The organism is Shinella sp. BE166 (assembly GCF_051201095.1).
Classification (GTDB): Bacteria; Pseudomonadota; Alphaproteobacteria; order Rhizobiales; family Rhizobiaceae; genus Shinella; species Shinella lacus.
In genome coordinates, this window is sequence record NZ_JBPEHL010000025.1 from 15,991 (window position 1) to 35,130 (window position 19,140).

Genomic DNA, 19,140 nt, shown 5'->3' on the forward strand with positions numbered 1-19,140 from the left:
CCGGGGTTTGCTGCGCTATTTCCTCACCCGGCTCCTGGCCTCACGGCGTATGCTGAACATCACGGCGACGACGATGATGACGCCGCGTGCGAAGTCCTGTGCGTAGGGTGAGACGGAGAGAAGGTTCAGGATGTTGTAGGTCAGCCCGATCACCATCAGGCCGACGAAGGTGAGCAAGATGCTGCCGACGCCGCCAACGAAGGGCGTGCCGCCGATGACGACAGCTGCAATGCCGGAGAGTTCGAACAGCATGCCGCCGGTCGGCTCACCGACGCCAAGGCGTCCGAGAAACAAGAGGCCCGCCATCGCCGCCAGCACACCATGCAGCGTGTAGACACTGCGGATGACGCCCTGGACCTGAATCCCGGAGCGGTGCGCGCCGACCGGATTATCACCGACGAGGCAGACATGCCGGCCATAGACCGTGTATTTCAGCGTCACCGCTGCGACGATGAAGACGATTGCCGTCAGCAGCACCGGCATCGGGATCGGCCCTAGATAACCGCGGCCGAAGGCGAAGACGAATTCCGGCGCGAGATCGGCCGTCACCGTGCGTCCCTCGCTGAGGATGAGCGCAAGCCCACGCGCGGCAGTCATCATGCCGAGCGTGGCGACGAAAGGCGGCACCTTGCCCCAGGTGATGAGGGCGCCGTTGATATAGCCGCAAGCCGCACCGACGAGAATGACGACGGCGATCATGCCGGCCGATCCGACCAGCGGAGCGGACAGAGCGCCGACGACAGTCGCCAGCGCCAGCACGGCGCCGCCCGAAAGGTCGATGCCGCCGGAAATGATCACGAAGGTCAGGCCGATCGCGATCAACCCCACCATAGTCCATTGCCGCAGCACGTTGAACAGGTTGTCAGCCGTCAGGAAATAGGGTGACAGGAAGGCCGAGATGATGATGAGCACCAGAAGACCGGTGACCGCGATGTTGCGCAGCAGCAGGTCCTTGACGGTCGCCGAGAGATTGTCTTTGGCGAACATGGGTGTCCTTTCGCTGAGGTTAGTTCCGTTCGACACGTCAGCCTCCTCAAACCTCGACCTTGGCAGACGCCCAGCCGGCGGCGGTCATGAGACCATCCTGGTTGCGCGTCCAGATTTCGAGTTCGAGCCGGCCGTCATCCGTGCGGCCGGTGACGACGCCATGCGCCGTCAGCTCGTCGCCGGCATAGACCGGTTGCAGGTAGACGTTCTTCATCCAGCCGGAGGTGAACCAGGCGGCGGGACCGAAGAAATTCGCCAGCATTTCCGACATCCAGCACGTCGTCTGGACGCCCTGCGCAAGGCGGGCGCGGAAGCCGGCAGCGCTTGAGACGTGGTCGTCCGTGTGAATATTGTGCCGGTTGAAGTGGATGCCCGAGAACACGGCCATCTCGTCGTTGTGCGCCGTCTTCCTTAGCGACGGGATCGGTGTGCCAGCGGGGATATCCAGACGGGCGCGGCCGATTGGAGAAACGTTTTCGGAAACCGTGCCGGAAACGCGCCCCGCCCCCGGCGTGGAACTGCCCTCGCCCATGCGGATGCCTTCGGGAATGCGCATGATCTCCGTCGATTTCTGGCGCACCAGAAGGCGGCCGGCCTCGTCGCGCACGTCGACGTCGAGTACGCAGTAACCCTTGCCACGCCGTTCGTATTTATCGACATATTCGCCGGTCAGCGTCACCTTGCCGCCGAAGGGAACGGGGGCGTGGTACCAGAGCTCTTCCGATTGGTGCAGACCGACGACGGTGTTCGGATTGTACTTGGTCAAAAACAGCGCAACACCGTCGCGAACCAGCGCTGCGGAAGGCGCGATGCGGTATCCGAATGCCGGGTCTGCATGAAAATAGCAGTCGGAATAATCGGACAAAGCAAAGCAGGCCGAGCGCAGGTAATGCTCGTCCATGTCCAGAACCTGGGGGCCGAATGTTTCACCCAGTTCGACGGATTCGAAGGTCGGATCCTTGTAGTGCATAGAACTCCTCACCGGTATGGCGCCGGCCCTGCCGGCGTTTTCAAGACAGCCGCACGCATGTCGTGAACGCCGATCAAGGCGCATCACCGGACATACCGTTTCCCTGGCAAATCTTCTCCCGACACAAAGACTTTCATATAAAAACGTTTCTGCAAACGTTTTTATTGGTCATAGTACAAAAACCATCAGGCGGAGGAGCAAGGGATGGGAGCGAGACGACGAGCAAAACGCGGCGTCACCATCGTCGATGTGGCAGAGGCACTGGGTGTGGCGCCATCCACGGTGTCGAACGCCCTGCACGACAAGGACATCGTGGCGCCGCGCACGAAGGCGCGCATCATGGCCATGGCGAAGGCCATGAACTACGAGGCATCCGCGGCCGCCCGCGCGCTCGTCACCCGCCAGTCCTCCTCGGTCGGCGTGATCTTGCCGGATTTCGCCAACCCGGTGTTCAACGAGATCATCAGTGGGCTGAATTCGATCCTCGTGCCCGCCGGCTACGCAACGCTCGTCGCCAGCACCGCGAATGACGGGCGGACCTGCAAGGCGGCGATCCATGCCTTCGTCAAGCGCGACGTCGACGCCATCGTCGTCATTTCACAGAGTCTCGACATCGAGGAGACCGCCCAGCTTGCCGGCTGCGGGTTGCCGGTCGTGCTCGTCCACCGCACGCCCGCCGACTGGCAGACCACGCATGCGCCGAGCTCGACCTTCGACTATGTCGGCATGGACAATACCGGCGGTGTTTACGCCCTCGTCCGCCACCTCGCCGATCTCGGTCACCGGCGTATCGGCTTCATCACCGGCCCCAAGCAATCCTCTGCCGCCTGCGAGCGCACCCGAGGCTTTCGCGATGGCGTGGCGGCCCTCGGCCTCGACGCCGCCCCCGAACTGGTTGCGGACGGCAGCTACGATTTCATCGCCGGCATGCGCGGGGCGCGCGAACTTCTGTCGCTGCCACAGCGTCCGACGGCCGTGATCGCAGCCAACGACCTTATGGCCTTCGGCACCATGGACGTGGCGCAGCAGATGGGGCTTTCCGTGCCGAAGGACCTGTCTATCGTCGGCGTCGATGACGTCTTCTTCTCGGCCTTCCCGATGATCTCGCTGACCACCGCCCGCCAGCCGGCGACCGAAATCGGCGAAAGCGTCGGCGAGCGCCTGCTGGAACGCTTTACCGACGAGGCCCTGTCGCCGATCGCAGTAACGCTGCCGGTCGAAATCATCGTGCGCCATTCCACGGCGGAGGCCCCGAGCCGGGTCGACCCCGGCAGCCCCCTTTCGACTGACAATCTGGAGGCTTACCTCGCAAGCCGCTGGAAACCATCAACCATCATCGTTGCATAGACTGGAGCAGACATGTCGCTTACCCCGCCCCTCGCCGCGCCCCTTGATGGCCTGCGCGTTCTCGACCTTTCCCGTTTCATCGCCGGCCCCTTCTGCGCCATGCAGCTCGGCGACATGGGCGCTGATGTCGTGAAGATCGAAAAGCGCGGCAGCGGCGACGACACGCGGCTCAACCATCCGAAGATTGCTGGCGAGAGCACCTATTTCCTGTCGTTCAACCGCAACAAGCGCAGCGTCGAACTCGATTTTCGCGACCCGAAGGACCAGGAAACTTTGCGCCAGCTTGCCGCCACGGCCGATATCCTCATCGAGAATTTTCGACCTGGAACGCTCGAAAAGATGGGCTGCGGCTGGGATGTCCTGTCGGCGATCAACCCGCGCCTCATCGTCGTGCGCATTTCCGGCTTCGGCCAGAATGGCCCTTTCGCCAGCCGCGCCTGTTTCGATGTGATCGCCCAGGCGATGGGTGGCATCATGAACCTAACGGGCCAGCCGGACGGACCGCCCACCATGGCCGGCACCTTCATGGTCGATTACTCGACGGCGCTCTACGCGACGATCGGCACGCTCTGCGCGCTGGAGGCCCGCCGCCAGACCGGCAAGGGCCAGCTCGTCGAAGCAAGCCTGCTCGAAACGAGCGCCAGCCTGCTGATGAGCGCCATCCCGGATTTCAGGCAGCTCGGCCAGTCGATGACGCGCATGGGAAGCCGCGACCGTTACACCGCACCCGTCAACAGCTTCCGGTGCAGCGACGACGAATGGGTCTACCTCTCAGCCGGCACCGACTCGCTCTTCCGCCGCTTCGCCGCAACCGCCGACCTGATGCACCTGCTCGACGATCCACGTTTTGCCACGGCCGACGCCCGCCTCGCCAACCAGGAGGCGATCGAAGCGATCGTCCAGCAATGGGTTGGCCTGCATCCCTCAAGCGCCGTCGTTGAGGCGATGGAAAAGGCAGGCGTGCCCTGCGCCAAGGTCGCCAGCATTGGCGAGGTGACGGAAAACCCGCAGCTTCGCCACCGGGGCCAGATCGTCGATATCGAACACCCAACCGTCGGCACGTACACGACCCACGGCGTGACCGTGACGTTGCACGACACGCCCGGCCGCATCACCCGCCCCGCGCCCCTGCTTGGAGAGCATACGGACGAGGTGCTGGCGGAGTGGTTGGGCGATAGGGAAATATAAGGAATGTCCAAACTTTACATATTTTTGCCAGGCAAGAGGAAGCATTATCAGAAGCGGAGGAGCTTTTGAGCTCACTTGCAAAACGGCCGAGGAACAGTTTGTTGCAAAGCCGGAGCGCCAGCCCAGACGAAGATGCTATCCACCGCGGTAGAATAGTCATGTACACAAGCTCGCCAGCGCCCCTATGAGGGCTTAGGCGTCCGGCAAAAAGCACCAGATTAACATATTGCTTTTCTGCCGGAGCAACGTGAACTGCCGAGCAATAGGCTTGCCGACATTTTGTGCAGAGTGCCTAATTCGCATTCATTCCGCACACGCGGGGTTATCCAATTCGCCGCAACATGCGCCCAATTTCCTGCGCGTTGAGCGGCAGGCCAGATTGGCACGATACCTGCTTCTGAACTCGCGAATGTCGATGAGGGTCGACTTCAGTTTGGTCCCATGCGTGAAGGAATTCGTATGACAAAGTTTAAACTCGAATATGTCTGGCTCGATGGCTACAAACCAACCCCGAACCTTCGCGGCAAGACCCTCATCAAGGAATTCGACGCCTTCCCGACGCTAGAGCAGCTCCCCTTCTGGGGCTTCGACGGTTCCTCGACCATGCAGGCCGAAGGCAACAGTTCGGACTGCGTGCTCAAGCCCGTCGCCGTCTATCCCGACCCGGAGCGCAACAACGGCGCCCTCGTGCTTTGCGAAGTAATGATGCCGGACGCCAAGACGCCGCACCCGTCCAACACTCGCGCCGGAATCCTTGACGACGACGACGCCTGGTTCGGCTTCGAGCAAGAATATTTCTTCTACCAGAACGGCCGCCCGCTTGGCTTCCCGGATGCGGGCTTCCCCGCCCCGCAGGGTCCGTACTATTGCGGCGTCGGGTACAGCAATGTCGGCGGCGTCGCCCGTAAGATCGTCGAAGAACATCTCGATATCTGCCTTGCAGCCGGTATCAACCACGAGGGCATCAATGCCGAAGTCGCCAAGGGCCAGTGGGAATTCCAGGTCTTCGGCAAAGGCTCACGCAAGGCGGCCGACGAAATCTGGCTTGCCCGTTACCTGCTGCAGCGCCTGACGGAAAAGTACGGCATCGACGTCGAGTACCATTGCAAGCCTCTTGGGGACACCGACTGGAACGGGTCGGGCATGCACGCCAACTTCTCGACCAAATACATGCGCGAAATTGGCGGCAAGATGTATTTCGAGGGCCTGATGGATGCGTTCGCCGAAGCCCGTGCGGACCACATCGCCGTTTACGGCCCCGACAACCACATGCGCCTCACCGGCAAGCACGAGACCGCCTCGATCCACCAGTTCAGCTATGGAGTGGCCGACCGCGGTGCTTCGATCCGTGTTCCGCACAGCTTCGTTAACAATGGCTACCGTGGCTACCTCGAAGACCGCCGCCCGAACTCACAGGGCGACCCCTATCAGATCGCATCCCAAATTCTGAAGACGATTTCAACGGTGCCGACAAACTTGGAAAACCGTGAAGCAGCCTGACGGCAGAACAAAATCACGCGCCACCCGCGCGACCCCGAACGGTGTCCCGCGGGCGGCAAAGTGGTTTACCGGAGTTGGTTACCAACCTTAACGCCTCTGTCGGTGGGCGACCTGCTCACGCGCAAGGTGGATATCGCAATATGCGCACACCGCCGGTTCAGTCCGTCGCCGTGGCGCAGAAACTGCTGCTCCGAAAGCCGGATTGCAATGATCACCTGTGCATCGGCCAGGTGTCGGAGACCCGATAGCCACCCTGGAACGGGTCAGCGGGATCGACCATCAGTTGTTTCGTTCCGACGATCCAGGCGCGGCCTGAAAGGGTCGGCCGGATTGCTGGCAAACCGTTGAGCTCAAGCGCCTCGCCGAGGCTGCAATGGAACTCGCTGTCGAGCAACGAGATGCCGACGAACCCGTCGCCGGCCTTCATCAAGCCCCTGGCGTAGAGAACGGCCAGGCGGGCGGAGCAGCCTGTGCCACAGGGCGAACGATCGACCTTGCCGGGGCGGATCGAGACGGCGTTCTTACCGTGCAGGACGCCGTCTTTCATAAACACGGGATCGGTCATCTGGCAGAAGGAAATCCCACTCCAGCCATTTGTCGGGTGCTTGAAGCCGATCTGCTCGTTGGCGGCCTCCGTGATCTTCACACCCATGCGCGCAATGTCGCGCGCCTGCTCGGGGCGGAGGCTCAAGCCGAGCGACGCGGCATCGACGATGACGAAGCTGTCGCCGCCATAGGCGGTATCGACGGTGATCGTGCCGATCCCTTCCACTTCGAGCGTCACGTCGAGCTTGTCGGCGAATGAGGGCACGTTGCGCACGCGGATACGCTCGGCCTTGCCGTTTCGGCATTCCGCCTCGACATCGATCAGGCCGCCAGGCGCTTCCAGGGTCAGGCGTGTGACCGGCTCCTGCATGGGGATGATGCCGGTGTCGAGCAGGACTGTCGCCACGCACATCGAATTCGAGCCGGACATGGGCGGCGTATCGGCGGGCTCCATGATGATCCAGCCCATCTGTGCCTTCGGGTCCTTCGGCGGCACCAGCAGGTTGACATGACGGAACACGCCGCCGCGTGGCTCGTTGAGGACGAAGTTGCGGAGTGTTTCGTCTTCCGCGATCCAGCGTGCCTGGTCCCAGATCGTCGCACCGGGAGGCGGCGCGACACCGCCGACGATGACGTCGCCGACTTCGCCTTCGGCATGGCAGCTCACGACATGGACTATCTTGGATGAGCGCACTGTTCAGGTTCCTAGATGGAGGTCAAATGGATTTGAGGAAAGCCGCGGTTTCCGGCTGCTGGGGGTCTTCGAAGATCTGATCCGGCGAGCCGATCTCGTGAATGCGCCCCTCGCGGAAGAAGGCGACGCGATCCGACACTTCGCGTGCGAAACGCATTTCGTGGGTGACGACGATCATCGTCATGCCCTCCTTCGACAGCATGCGCATTGTATCAAGCACCTCGCCGACGAGCTGCGGATCGAGCGCCGATGTGACCTCGTCGAACAGCATGTAGTCGGGTGACATCGCAAGCGCTCTTGCGATGGCCATGCGTTGCTGCTGGCCGCCGGAAAGCCGGGACGGAAACACGGCGAGCTTTTCCTTCAACCCGACATGAGACAGTTGCTCGACCGCGATCGCCTCCGCCTCTTCCCTGGATTTGCCGAGAACTTTTCTCGGCGCAAGCGTGACATTCTCCAGCACCGTGAGATGCGGAAAGGCATTCCACTGCTGGAAGACGATTCCAATGCGGCGGCGCAGTTTGTTGAGGTCGGTGGCCTTGGCGTGAACCTCCACGCCATCGACCGTGATGCGGCCCTGCTGGATGCCTTCGAGGCCGTTAATACACATCAGCATCGTCGATTTACCGGATCCCGACCCGCCGATCATCGAAAGGACCTCGCCCTTCTGCACCGACAGATCGACACCTTTCAGCACATGCAGCGCGCCGAATTGCTTGTGAACGTTCTCGATGGCGATCATTGCGTGCCCCACTTCTTTTCAAGTTGATTACCGAGTCTCGCGATTGGAAAGCTCATCACGAAGTAGATCAGCCCGGTGATGCCGAGGATCAGCAGCGGTTCCTGAACCCGCGACGTGACGATCTGCGAGCTGCGCAGGAGTTCGACGATGCCGATCCACAAGACGAGCGCCGTGTCCTTCATCACGCCGAGCGTCAGCCCGATCCAGCTCGGAAAGACGATCCGGGTGGCGATCGGCAGCGTGATCGACGTCAATTCCTGCCGCCAGGTGAGGCCGAGAGAACGGGCAGCGCGGCGTGTCGTCTGAGGGACTGCGCCGACACCGCTTCTGACGATCTCGGTGCAAAAGGCTGAGGCGTAAATTCCCAGGCAGATGCAGCCGACGGTGAAGGTCGGCCAGTTCAGCTTGAGCATGCTGTTGAACGAGTTGAACAGCACGAGCTGGATGAGGAGCGGCACGGACCGGAAGACATCGAGGACCGCGCCGAGCGTGTTGCCGATCCACCAGGGCGCGCCGGCCCGGATCAGGCCGAACAGGACACCGAGGACGGTACCGATGACGACGGCGACAAGGGTGATTGAAAGCGTGGTCACGGCTCCCGACAGAAGGAAGAAGAAGTCGCCCCACGAAAATGATCCACCGAAATACATCGCGACCTCCTAATAGCGGAACAGGCGCCAGGCCACGACGCGCGCCGATAGCGTGAAAGCCTTGGAAATGAGGTAGTAGAGGCACGCCGCGACGAAGAAGTACTCGAAGGTCCTGTAGGTCACGACGTTGAGTTTCTGGGTAACGCCGGTCAGGTCCGTAGTCAGGCCGACAATGACCCCGAGCGAACTCATCAGGACGGACCACACCATCTGGTTGGTCATGGCGTGGAAAACCGCGCGCAGCATCTGCGGGATCACGATGTGCCACTGGGTCTGCACCGCCCCCAGTCCAAGGGAGCGTGCCGCCCGTGTCTGCGTCTCTGGAACGGCTGCAAAGCCACCGCGGAACGTCTCGGCGAGATAACCGGCATTGTTGAACGTGATACCGAGCAACAGCGCGGCGTAGGATCCGACCTGCAAGCCGAGCGAGCCCAGGCCGAAATACAACATGTATATCTGGAAGAGTGCGGGCGTGTTTCTCGCCGTCTCAATCCACATGTCGGCTGGCAAGGACAGGTATTTTTTGCCGGATCGTTTGGCGAGGGCCAGGAAAATGGCGAGGACCGTTCCGAGCATCATGGCGAGGCCCGCGATCTCGATCGTTTGCAGAGCGCCCCACAGCATCTCGGGAAGCGAACGCAGGACCGGCCTCCACTGAAATTCATAGTCCATTTGCGACCTCATTCTTTGTCAGCGCTCGGTTGTCGCGGACGCATATGCGCGCCCAAGGTGGCGCCCGATCGATTGCGACCGGGTGCCTTCTTGCGATGAGACGAATGCTGGTTATCGGTAGACGCCGGGGACGGTGAGGTCGGGTGCTGCGCCGACGTCCTCACCGATCCACTTCTTGTAGAGTTCGGCATAGCGGCCCGAACGCACCTGGCGGTTCAGGAACAGGTTGACGTAATTGAGCCAACCCTGTTCCTGTCGCTTGACGATCAGTGCGCAGTAGTCGGCATCGACCGGCGCGGGGCCGACAACCTTGAGTCCCGGATATTTGCCGGATTCGATGATCGCTGCGGCGATCGTCGACGTGGTGTAGGTCGCGTCGATGCGCTTCTGGCCAAGTGCCAGGAAGGTGTCCGACTGGGTCTGGAACGTCAGCATCTTCGACGCCGGATCGCTCTTCTTCTCGATTTCCTTGGCAAGTGCGAGCGTTTCATAGGCGCCGGCCGGACCGCCGACCGTATGACCCTTGATGTCGTCAGGCGCCTTGATGCCCGAATCCTCGCGTGCCAGCACGATCGTCTCGAACACGAAATAGGGGATCGAGAAGCCTATGGTCTTCGCACGCTCCAGCGTGTCGGAAGCGACGGCGACCGCAACGTCGGCCCGACCCGACAAGATCGCCGGGATGCGGTCATTTTCCGGCGTATCGACGATTTCCACTTCGACGCCAAGCGCCGCGCCGAGATCGTTGCAGTAGTCGACGTCGAAACCGATTGGGTTATTGTTCGCGTCGCGCGAGCCATTCGGCGGGAAGTCGAGCTGCACGGCGCAGCGAAGCTTGCCGGCACTGATGATGTCGTCAAGCTGGTCTGCCTGTGCAGCCGAACCACATATTGCCACAGCGGCGAGCGCCATAAGTGGGATCATTTTCTTCATTTGCAGTTCCTCTCTTGTTATGGATTATTTCGCATATTGGCTATCGTATACGCTCTAAAGTGCCGCTATTCCCCGCAAGGAGAGAGGTAAGAGGCGCCTTGACACGAATCCGATGACCTTCCCAATTCACCGCGACGGCCGGTCCGAAGTGTCCGTAGCGATCATTGCACGCGCCACGCGGCATGCCGCGAGGTCCCACGCCGCACAGCCGACGCTCTTGAAGAAGATCGGGCCAGCGACATCCGCCATTCCCTTCAGAACGTCAGACAAGGAAAGCACCTTGGACCAATCGGCGCCGGCCTGGATGAGATCACCCGCCTCGTGCCGCGCACCGGCGGCATCATCGACGATCAGAGTGCTGGCCAGCACTGTTTCCCTTCCAACCTCGGCTGCATCCGGCGTAAAGGCCCCTACCCCCACGACAAGCCGATCCCGCGTCGCGACTTCCGCATAGACCGGCGTCTTGCTGGTGGTGAGCGTCACCACGACGTCAACGCGAGACCAGTCGCGATCCGCAAAGGGCCTGACGGCGCAGGCGGTATGCCTTGCACAAAATTGGTCTTCAACTTCCCGGGAAATCCCAGCGACGACCAGGTTTGCGCCGGGAAAGAAGGAGGCGAATGCCTGTGCATGTGTGGACGCCTGCTTGCCTGTTCCGATGATCGCGATGGTCTTCGGCGGCGTTTTCCGAAGCCGGCTGATGGCCAGCAGCGTCACCGCCGCCGTTCGCCGTCCGGTGACGGTCGGACCGTCGAGGGCGAAGAGGGAAACGCCGGTGACGGCATCGTAGGCAACGACCTCACCGTTGATCGTCGCAAGATTACGCGAAAGGTTCGACGGGCAGACATTGACGAGCTTGTGGCTCGCAATGTCCTCGGCGCTCGCGGGCATGGAAAGCATGACACCGCCGGCCGCCAGAGGTATGACCAGCCGCTCCGGACTGACGATCTTTCCGTCGGCATACGCGGCCACGGTTCTTTCCAGCTCCCCGACCAACAGGTCGAAGGGCAGCAATGTCTCGGTGAAGGATGCATCGAAGTGCTGGACCATCGTCAGTTCACCAGGAAGCCGTATTTGAGCGGATCGGCTTCATCGATCACCCAGTTGGCAAAGCCGCAAATATGGGCGCTGCCTTCCACTTCCGGGACGACGGCGTCGAAGTCGCCGACCTTGGTTTCGAAAAGCACACGTCCTTTGAAGATCGTACCAATGATCGATTCATTGACCAGCGTCTCGGCACCGGTCATCTCGCCGCGAAGATAAAGCTGGGCAACGCGGCCCGCCGTACCCGAACCGGTCGGCGAGCGGTCGACGGCGCGGTCGGCATAGACGCAGCAATTTGCCTGTGTGGAGCCCGCATGGCGGGGGTCGCCATAAACCATCACGCCGTAGACATTGTTGAATTCCGGGATTTCCGGATGCACGAACGGCATCTTGGCATTCACCGCCTTCTTGATCTCGTATCCGAGCTGCATGACGCGCTGCGCATCGAATTCGCGAATTTCGACGCCGTGCTTGCGGCCGTCGACGTAGAAATACGTCGCACCACCATAGGCGACATCGCCGGTGACCTCGCCGAAGCTCGGCGTCTCAACGGTTACGTCGCGGCTGAAGATGAACGAGGGCACATTGACGAAACGAACCGCGCCGGTGCGCTCGCCATCCCATTGGACATAGGCTTCGATGAAGCCGCATGGCGCATCGATGCCAACCTTCGTTTCCGGCGCTTTCCGCTCGATCCAGCCGAGCTCCACGGCGGCGGTCGCAAGAGCGATGACACCGTGACCGCAATGGGGGCTGTATCCCATGTTGTTGAGGAAGATCACGCCGAAATCGGCCTCGGGATGAACCGGCTCGGTCAGATAGCCGCCGTAGAGATCCTTGTGGCCGCGGGGCTCCAGCAGCACGGCGCGTCGATAGTGATCTGCGTTCTGTTCGAGCCAGGTGATGCGCTCGACAATCGTCTTGCCGGGGATCTTGGGCAGGCCCTGGGTGACCAGGCGAAAAGTCTCGCCGCAGGTGTGCAGCTCCACTGTGGTCAGGAAGCGATCGAATTTCATGTGTCTTCCTCTCACCGACGACCCGTTCGTCGTCGTTCATTCTTCTATTTCAGATATCGTATACGATCTACCAAATGTGTCAAGGCCGTTTACCGCCTTGCATCGACGATATGTTCAGTGGCCTGGCAGGCCGGCGAAAAATCGCTCCAGGCTGAATGCCGAAAGATCAGGAGTAGGCCTTCCCGTCAGCACGGCCGATACCGTCTCGCCAATCCCCAATGCATGTTTGAACCCATGACCCGAACAGGCGGACACGAGGAACATCCCCGCAATGTCCGGATGCCAATCCAGCAGGAATCCATGATCGGAGGTCGACGTGTAGTAGCAGGCCTCCGTCGCCTGCAATTCCGGGGAAATCCCGGAGAAGAACGGCGCGACATGCTGCTCGAAAAACCGATCGCTCGACTGGCCGATGCGGGCATCGACCTCCGTGTCCGCGACAAAGAACTTGAGCCCCTCCTCCGATCCTTCGAGCGGGAAAACCGTCGCGCAATCACCACCGACACGCTCGCGAAACCACATCAAGGTCGGGAATCGCTCCGCGCGGTAGGCAGCCGCATCACGCACTTTGAACGTAAAGGTCCGCTGCCGGCCGACAGTCAGCAGGCTCGCAAGCTGGTCGCCAAGGAGTTCGCCCATCCACCGCCCTGCAGCAACGACGACCTGCCGGGCGCGGATCCGCACCCCCTCGGCCTCGATCTCGACACCGCCGGAGACCGACGTGATCCGTTTGATGGCAGTATTCCTCAAAATCTCGGCGCCCGCGTGTTCGGCAAGGGCGATCTGCAGATCCAACAGCGGCTCGGGGCGGATGAACCCGGCGTCAGGCTCAAGATAACCCGTGTCCTCTTCGGCTATGCCGATGAGCTGCGGATAGCGTCTGCGCAACTCCCTTGACGGTAGAACTTCGTGCACAATGCCATTCGCCTGGGCAATCCCAATGGTATCGCGCAGGAAACCGCTGGCGCTGCTCGTCGCCTCCGACCCGATGATCAAAGTTCCCGTGCGCTGCATCAGGCTGACGCCGTAGCGGTGTTCGAGGTCACGCAGCAGCGCATTCGAGCGCCGGACAAAATGCAGATAGGCGGGGCCTTCGGCAACGGCTTCTCTCGTCACCTTGTAGCCGCCATGGCTTGCGCCATGGCCATGCGGGGGGCTGTATATGTCGATACCGACGACCTTCCCGCCCGACTGGGCCAGGAAATACAGCGTTGAAGCGCCCATGACGCCAAGGCCGACAACGGCACAGTCAACGTCGAGAATGGTTTGATGGGTAGCCATGATAGCTCGAAACCCCACTTGCCGTGCCTCAGGACGACTGGCGCATGAAGAAAAGACCGGGCAGGTTGGCCGTGAATCCCCACTTTTCGTAAAAGGGCCGCATTTCTTCGAGGCAATAGAGTTCGCGATGCTTGACGCCCGCGAGCACGGGATCCGTCATGACGGTCTCCATCAGCAGCCGGCCGAGCCCGGTGTTCCGCCAGGTCTCCTTGACGATGATGTCGAAGATCATCGCCTTGTAGACGCCGTCCGTCATGGCGCGCGCGAAGGCGACCAGTTCTCCGTTCAGCGGATCGATGAAGGCGAACACCGGCCCGGCATTCTTCATCAATCGTTCGACATCCGGTTTCTCCCGGCCTTTGGTCCACCACTCCTGCTGAAAGAGGTCGACCAACTGGTCCACCTGCTCGGGCGTGAGGTCCCGTCGAAGTTCAAGTCTCTTCTTGTCGAGCGTCATGTCATGGCCTTCCTGTTTGAGCCGATCCGTTCCGGGTTTCACGGCGCCTCCCCCGCCAGCGTTCGAAGCCGCTGGAGTTCGCCCTGTGCGATCGGGATGCCGGACTGCTCGGCCGCCGCACGGTTCGCAAATCGCCGCGCGCCGGGGAGCCGATCCTGGCCGGCATCGATCAGCCGGGTGCACAGATGCGCAAGGCGCGTTTCAAATCCGGTAGAGCCACCCCAGTTCGGATCGATCACGACGAGGAACTGCCCCGCTTTCGGCGTTTGCGCGCCGGGATAACCGGTAAAGTCGTTTTCGAAGGAGAACTGCCCCCCTGTGACGGCGCTCGCGAGAATTTCGACGAACAGGGCGATCGAAGACCCCTTGTAGCCGCCGAAGGTGTTCAATGCCCCGCCCGTCAGGATCGCATGAGGATCCGTCGTGGCATTGCCGTCGCGGTCGACACCTGTTCCCAAAGGCACCGGCTTGCCGGCGAGAGCCTGCAGGCGGACTTCGCCATTCGCCATGACGCTGGTGGCCTGATCGACGACGAGCGGCGGGGCACCTTCCACCGGCGCGGCAAAGGCAATGGGATTGGTCCCATAGATCGCCTGCCTGCCGCCATGGGGAACCACATTCGCGAGACCGTTCACCGCCGTGAGGGCGATGTAGCCCGAAAGCGCAAAAGGTTCGACATCCGGCCACAATGCGCTGAAATGGTGGGAATTGCGGATCGCGGCGATGGCTATTCCAGTCTCGCGAAGCGCGTTTCTGACGAGCGGGTCTGCGGCCGCAAGCGCCCGCTGGGCAAAACCGTTCCGCGCATCGACGCGGATGAAGGACGGTCCAAGGCGCGTGGCATCGGGCACTGCGAGACCGTCCACCCATCCCGACCGGAGGGAACCGACATAGCCCGGCATGCGGAAGATGCCATGGCTCAGCGCACCGTCCCTTTCGCATCCGGCGCAGTTTTCCGCAAGGATTTCGGCGGTCTCCGCGGCTGTGCCATCGTTGACGAAAACCGTCTTCAGGAGCGATTTCAGCTCGTGAAAGCGAAGGCGGGTGTCTCGGGTTTCGTTTCTCTCAACCATAAGCGAGAAACCTCCTCAGGCAATTTTCGAGAAGCCGCGAGACATTGTTGTCGTAGTTGTTGTGCGACAGGCTCCCGCAAAAGGTGATCGAGCCGACGGCGAAGAGCCCGCCGCCCGTTTCGGACTTTCCGTAGACGATGTTGGCGCTGATGCCGCCATGCGCCCGCGGCGCGCCGTCGAACACATCAGGCAGAAGAAGCTCCTCGAACGTCGTGTGAAACGAAGGCCCATGCCCTTCGGAGAAGGCGACGATCGTCGCGAATTCCGGCGTGCCGAGATCGGTTGCGGCCTGGTCGATCTCGAAACCCGCCGCCCCACCACCGGACAATCCAAAATCGCCGATGCGCTCATCGGGCGATATGCCGTCAAAAAGAAAGGCAAGGTCCTCAGCGTAGGAGGCAGCGGTGCGGACATAATACGAGCCCTCAAACCCGCCTTCGGCGGTAAAGCCTACGCCGGCAACGGCCTGGGGCGGAATTCCGTTGCGACGCCAAAGGCCGCCATAGTCTCCATCGAGCTGGTGGTAATACTCGCCCGGCTGGCTCGCCCATACCCGCATGCCGCCCTCGGCACGCCGGACCTCGATCAGATGCGGCATGTCGTCGTTGCGGCCAATCTTCCAATAGAAGCCGTTGCCCCCTAGATACATGAGATTGCCGCCGGCTTCCCGATACGCGATCAGCGCCTCCATGGTGCGTCGGGTGTGGTATTCGGGGTGCGTGCCGGTCAGCACGACGTCATAGGGTGACAAGGCGGCAAGGCTATCTCGATCCAGGTCCTCATCGGTGATGACGTCAAAGGAGAAACCCTTTTTCTCAAGCCAATCCGTCAGATGCGAATCTGCCGGGAAATGGCGCATACCCGATCCGTTCGCATCGAAGTAGGTGAGATAGTTCGGGCGCATGGTCAGAATGGGCCGCAGGCGCGATGACAGGGTGACCCCGGTTCCGTCGGGATGGCGGCTATATGTGGAATAGCCGTAGGCGCCGACCTCATCGGGATTGTGCGGATAGGCGTTCCAGGCGGCGGCCCTTGCCGCGAGATCGCCGGCGAAGTTGCCTCGCGCAAAATTCGCATAGGCCATGTAGGTGAAGGTCGGTGCCAGGAAGACGATCCGCCGCCGCTTGGTCCTCTCTCCCGGAATGACATAGAACGGAATCGTGTCCTTGCCGGCGCCGTTGTCGATCTCAAGCCCGTAGACACCGGATTGCATGCCCTCGGGTACCACCATGCGGATCGTTGTTTCCCAGGCACAATCGCTGAGGTCGTCGGAATGAAAACGGATCGCGGCATAGTCTTGCGGCGCCTGCTTCCAATCCTGATTGCGCCCGGACCAGGCCGATGACCGGACGGCACGCATCGGCATGTTGATCAGGGAAAGGCGCGCTTCGCCTCCCGTCGCATCCGCCACCCAGGTGTCACGCGCGTCCCCGCCGAAATTCCAGCTGGCAATGATTTCCCATGCGGACGTTTCCAGTCGCCTTGCGCTCGCTAGAGGACCTTCTAGGGCTCCGTTGAACGCCTGTGTGGGATGACCTCGCCACACAGCGGCAATACAGATGTGATCAGCGCCAGTCAGCGCCGCACTCGTAACGTGGGAAGAACCGGCCTGCTTCCCTTCGACGCCGCGGGGGCTCTCCTCCACGATCACAACCGAGAAACCATCGGGCTTGAAAGTCACGTCAAGACGAGACCAACGATTCAGCGGCAGAGCGAGGCCGACATCGAATACCCGATCCGTTCGCAACTGCTGGAGAAATAGCATGCCGCCGCGAACAATCATTGCCACGCCTGTGGTTCCTTTGGCGTTCTGCAAGGAAAAGACTGTTTGTGCGCTATCGGAAAAGAGAGTCGGCTGTATTACCAGCTCGATCTCGACCGACACATAGTCGCTCAGATCCGGAATCTGACCAAACGCGCAGGAACCGAGATGCGCATGCTGCTCTGAAGCCGGATAGCTTTCCGCGAGGCCGAAGTCAGCAGCCTCGGTCTTGACGCCAGGTCCTGCCGGATTCGGATCGCAGCAGATGAGACGAAGTCCCCGCGCAGCAACCGACCGATTGCCTTGAGAGGAAACCTTGAATTCCAGAGTGCCACCGGGCGTAGCGCTGAGGGGCGCAACGTAGCCGATCAATCCCGGTGTTTTTTGCCCGTCCATCACGCGCAGCTCTCCTTCTTTCCTTGTATAGGATATCGTATACGATTACGAGTCAAGACAGACAAGCACCGATCGTATATACGCTACGGTATTCGAAGCGCCCCACGCGACCGCGCCGAGCGAACATGGAGTGAAAGTTGCCGCTGAAAGCCCAGAACCTGCCGTCGCTCGGCAGCACGCCCCCGACCTCGGATATCATCGCGAAATACATTCGCGAAGCGATTGTCACCGGCGTCCTGGACGAGGGCGAGCCTATCCGCCAGGACGACATTGCCAAGCTCTTCGACGTCAGCAAGATTCCCGTCCGCGAAGCGCTTAAACGTCTCGAAGCCGAAGGGCTTGTCGAGTTTCAACGCAACCGCGGCGCTGTCGTAACGAGCATCACCGAACCGGAAATCGCCGAGATCTTCGAAGTGCGGGCCATGCTGGAAGCCAACGCGCTGAAACTTTCGGTTCCGAGAATGACCGAGCGCACATTCGAGCGTGCTGAAGGCTATTGCGACGAGTTCGCCCGCGAGACAGATGTCGCGCGATGGGCAGAACTGAACTGGCAATTTCACTCCTGTCTCTACGAAGACGCAGACAAGCCCTTCCTGCTCAACCTCATCCGATCGGTGAACGACCGGATCGAACGATATCTTCGCATTCAGCTGACACTATCGGGCGGAACCGGCGTCGATGATCGAGAACACCGCCAGATTCTTGCCGCCTGCCGGCAGCGCGATGTCGCGCTCGCGACAGACCTGCTCGTTACTCACATCACCAAGGCATGCGAGTCTCTGCTGAGCAATCTGCCCAAAGTTAGAGGGAACAAATAGTCATTTGCGGCTGTATTTGCCGTTGAAAGGATCTTGACTGCCGACCCGTAAAATGGACGAGCATGAGTGCGCCCCGTCTCCCACTGTGCGCTGCTTCCGCCCGAGCGTAATCCGTATTAGACGGCCGACGATATCCGTATGTCCCACCAGGTCGACGACGTCGAAGGCAAGCATCATTTCGAATACGAAGGCCTTGCCGACCGCATCATATATGGGCTGAAGGCGCGGCTGGCCCCGGCAGTAAACCCCCACTCGATGCCTGAGAGAAAGATTACAGATCGGCCATGTTTGGTGCCTGCGCCCGGCGCAACACAGAGAAAAGCAAACCATTGACAAGAAACGGTAATTCGAGAACACTTACCGGGCAAGCTCCTCAATCCGGGCATTAATTTGGCGAAAAAGGCGCCCGAAACTTTATTTAATTGTAACATGACCAGACTGGGCGGGCGGGCCTATAGATGATGACAGGCTGGATGCCGCCGGCGGGAAGGAACCGCGACGCGACGACACCGGACAGCCGGGTGGAGGGTACGTCTTCCCTCCTTCTTCGAGGATACGCGTCATGCGCTCGACATTGAAAACCATCACCTTTGCCACTATCGCTCTTTCGCTTGCCGTAGGCGGCGCCTTCGCCGCCAGCCGGCACGAGCCTCCCTCGGGGCGTGTTTCGACCCATGATCACGACTCTACCGATCCCCAGGCATCATCGCAGTATATGCCAGCGCTTCTCTACAAGCCGCGCCTCAACCAGGTTCTCATCAGGCTACGTTCGGCCGACGAGAAGATACAACAAGAAGAGGCCATGCATCGGTTGTCGGCAAGCGCCGTGCGCAAACTAGAAAGCGAAACCGGTAGCATCCACAACCAGGCAATGACCGCCGCCAACTCCCATGCCGGCGCGATCCCGAACACCACTTACAAACGCCTCAAGAGCGACATCCGCAAGCTCGACCAGGATATCGTACGGTTGAGCTGACCTTCGGTACCCGTCGGCGACGTTCGACCACATTCCCCCCCCCCCAGCCCTGAACATGAGAGCGGCCGCCCTGCACCTGCGGTCCGGT

At 61.0% G+C, this 19,140-nt stretch carries 18 protein-coding genes; 5 read left to right on the forward strand and 13 right to left on the reverse strand.

The window, feature by feature from the left end:
• Positions 1-15: 15 nt before the first annotated feature.
• Both J2Y63_RS32425 and J2Y63_RS32430 read right to left on the reverse strand, forming a co-directional pair.
• Positions 16-1,023, reverse strand: a complete 1,008-nt coding sequence (locus tag J2Y63_RS32425) for an ABC transporter permease (RefSeq protein WP_435269408.1) — start codon at positions 1,021-1,023, stop codon at positions 16-18.
• A 10-nt stretch (positions 1,024-1,033) separates the two neighbouring features.
• A complete protein-coding gene (locus J2Y63_RS32430; RefSeq protein WP_435269409.1) occupies positions 1,034-1,957 on the reverse strand; it encodes a MaoC family dehydratase in 924 nt (307 codons plus the stop codon).
• Between the two features lie 204 nt (positions 1,958-2,161).
• Here J2Y63_RS32430 and J2Y63_RS32435 point away from each other — a divergent pair, with 204 nt between their 5' ends.
• The 3 genes from J2Y63_RS32435 to J2Y63_RS32445 all read left to right on the forward strand — a co-directional run bounded on the left by J2Y63_RS32435 (position 2,162) and on the right by J2Y63_RS32445 (position 5,992).
• On the forward strand, positions 2,162-3,304 hold the full coding sequence (locus tag J2Y63_RS32435) for a LacI family DNA-binding transcriptional regulator (RefSeq protein ID WP_435269410.1): 1,143 nt from the start codon (positions 2,162-2,164) through the stop codon (positions 3,302-3,304).
• 12 nt (positions 3,305-3,316) lie between these two features.
• Positions 3,317-4,492 (forward strand): CaiB/BaiF CoA transferase family protein, encoded by a 1,176-nt coding sequence (locus tag J2Y63_RS32440; RefSeq protein ID WP_435269411.1) that lies wholly within the window; start codon positions 3,317-3,319, stop codon positions 4,490-4,492.
• A gap of 459 nt (positions 4,493-4,951) precedes the next feature.
• Complete coding sequence (locus J2Y63_RS32445) at positions 4,952-5,992, forward strand: glutamine synthetase beta-grasp domain-containing protein (RefSeq protein ID WP_256120116.1); 1,041 nt, start codon at positions 4,952-4,954, stop codon at positions 5,990-5,992.
• A 211-nt stretch (positions 5,993-6,203) separates the two neighbouring features.
• Here the strand turns inward: J2Y63_RS32445 and J2Y63_RS32450 are convergent, their stop codons facing one another.
• The 11 genes from J2Y63_RS32450 to J2Y63_RS32500 form a co-directional block, all read right to left on the reverse strand.
• Positions 6,204-7,232, reverse strand: a complete 1,029-nt coding sequence (locus J2Y63_RS32450) for a trans-3-hydroxy-L-proline dehydratase (protein WP_435269412.1) — start codon at positions 7,230-7,232, stop codon at positions 6,204-6,206.
• Between the two features lie 22 nt (positions 7,233-7,254).
• Positions 7,255-7,974 carry an amino acid ABC transporter ATP-binding protein gene (locus tag J2Y63_RS32455; RefSeq protein WP_435269413.1) on the reverse strand — a complete coding sequence of 240 codons (720 nt, stop codon included), beginning with the start codon at positions 7,972-7,974 and terminating at the stop codon, positions 7,255-7,257.
• A complete protein-coding gene (locus tag J2Y63_RS32460) occupies positions 7,971-8,624 on the reverse strand; it encodes an amino acid ABC transporter permease (protein ID WP_435269414.1) in 654 nt (217 codons plus the stop codon). Before J2Y63_RS32460 ends, J2Y63_RS32455 begins: the two co-directional genes overlap by 4 nt.
• 9 nt (positions 8,625-8,633) lie before the next feature.
• Entirely contained in the window at positions 8,634-9,296 is a 663-nt protein-coding gene (locus tag J2Y63_RS32465) for an amino acid ABC transporter permease (protein WP_435269415.1), read from the reverse strand.
• A 111-nt stretch (positions 9,297-9,407) separates the two neighbouring features.
• Complete coding sequence (locus J2Y63_RS32470; RefSeq protein WP_435269416.1) at positions 9,408-10,229, reverse strand: transporter substrate-binding domain-containing protein; 822 nt, start codon at positions 10,227-10,229, stop codon at positions 9,408-9,410.
• A gap of 126 nt (positions 10,230-10,355) precedes the next feature.
• On the reverse strand, positions 10,356-11,279 hold the full coding sequence (lhpI, locus tag J2Y63_RS32475) for a bifunctional Delta(1)-pyrroline-2-carboxylate/Delta(1)-piperideine-2-carboxylate reductase (protein WP_435269417.1): 924 nt from the start codon (positions 11,277-11,279) through the stop codon (positions 10,356-10,358).
• 2 nt (positions 11,280-11,281) lie between these two features.
• Positions 11,282-12,289 carry a trans-3-hydroxy-L-proline dehydratase gene (lhpH, locus tag J2Y63_RS32480; protein WP_435269418.1) on the reverse strand — a complete coding sequence of 336 codons (1,008 nt, stop codon included), beginning with the start codon at positions 12,287-12,289 and terminating at the stop codon, positions 11,282-11,284.
• Between the two features lie 114 nt (positions 12,290-12,403).
• Positions 12,404-13,570: an N-methyl-L-tryptophan oxidase gene (solA, locus tag J2Y63_RS32485; RefSeq protein ID WP_435269419.1), complete on the reverse strand. Its 1,167-nt coding sequence runs from the start codon at positions 13,568-13,570 to the stop codon at positions 12,404-12,406.
• A gap of 28 nt (positions 13,571-13,598) precedes the next feature.
• Entirely contained in the window at positions 13,599-14,027 is a 429-nt protein-coding gene (locus J2Y63_RS32490; RefSeq protein ID WP_435269420.1) for a GNAT family N-acetyltransferase, read from the reverse strand.
• Between the two features lie 38 nt (positions 14,028-14,065).
• The gene (locus tag J2Y63_RS32495) at positions 14,066-15,100 is read right to left on the reverse strand and encodes an Ldh family oxidoreductase (protein WP_435269421.1); all 1,035 of its coding nucleotides are present in this window, start codon (positions 15,098-15,100) and stop codon (positions 14,066-14,068) included.
• Complete coding sequence (locus J2Y63_RS32500) at positions 15,093-17,258, reverse strand: N,N-dimethylformamidase beta subunit family domain-containing protein (RefSeq protein WP_435269434.1); 2,166 nt, start codon at positions 17,256-17,258, stop codon at positions 15,093-15,095. Before J2Y63_RS32500 ends, J2Y63_RS32495 begins: the two co-directional genes overlap by 8 nt.
• A 137-nt stretch (positions 17,259-17,395) precedes the next feature.
• On the opposite strand from J2Y63_RS32500, the gene J2Y63_RS32505 reads away from it, so the two are divergent.
• Positions 17,396-18,076, forward strand: coding sequence for a GntR family transcriptional regulator (locus J2Y63_RS32505; protein WP_256120106.1), 681 nt, complete (start codon positions 17,396-17,398; stop codon positions 18,074-18,076).
• A gap of 562 nt (positions 18,077-18,638) precedes the next feature.
• Complete coding sequence (locus J2Y63_RS32510; protein ID WP_435269422.1) at positions 18,639-19,052, forward strand: hypothetical protein; 414 nt, start codon at positions 18,639-18,641, stop codon at positions 19,050-19,052.
• Positions 19,053-19,140: the final 88 nt, after the last annotated feature.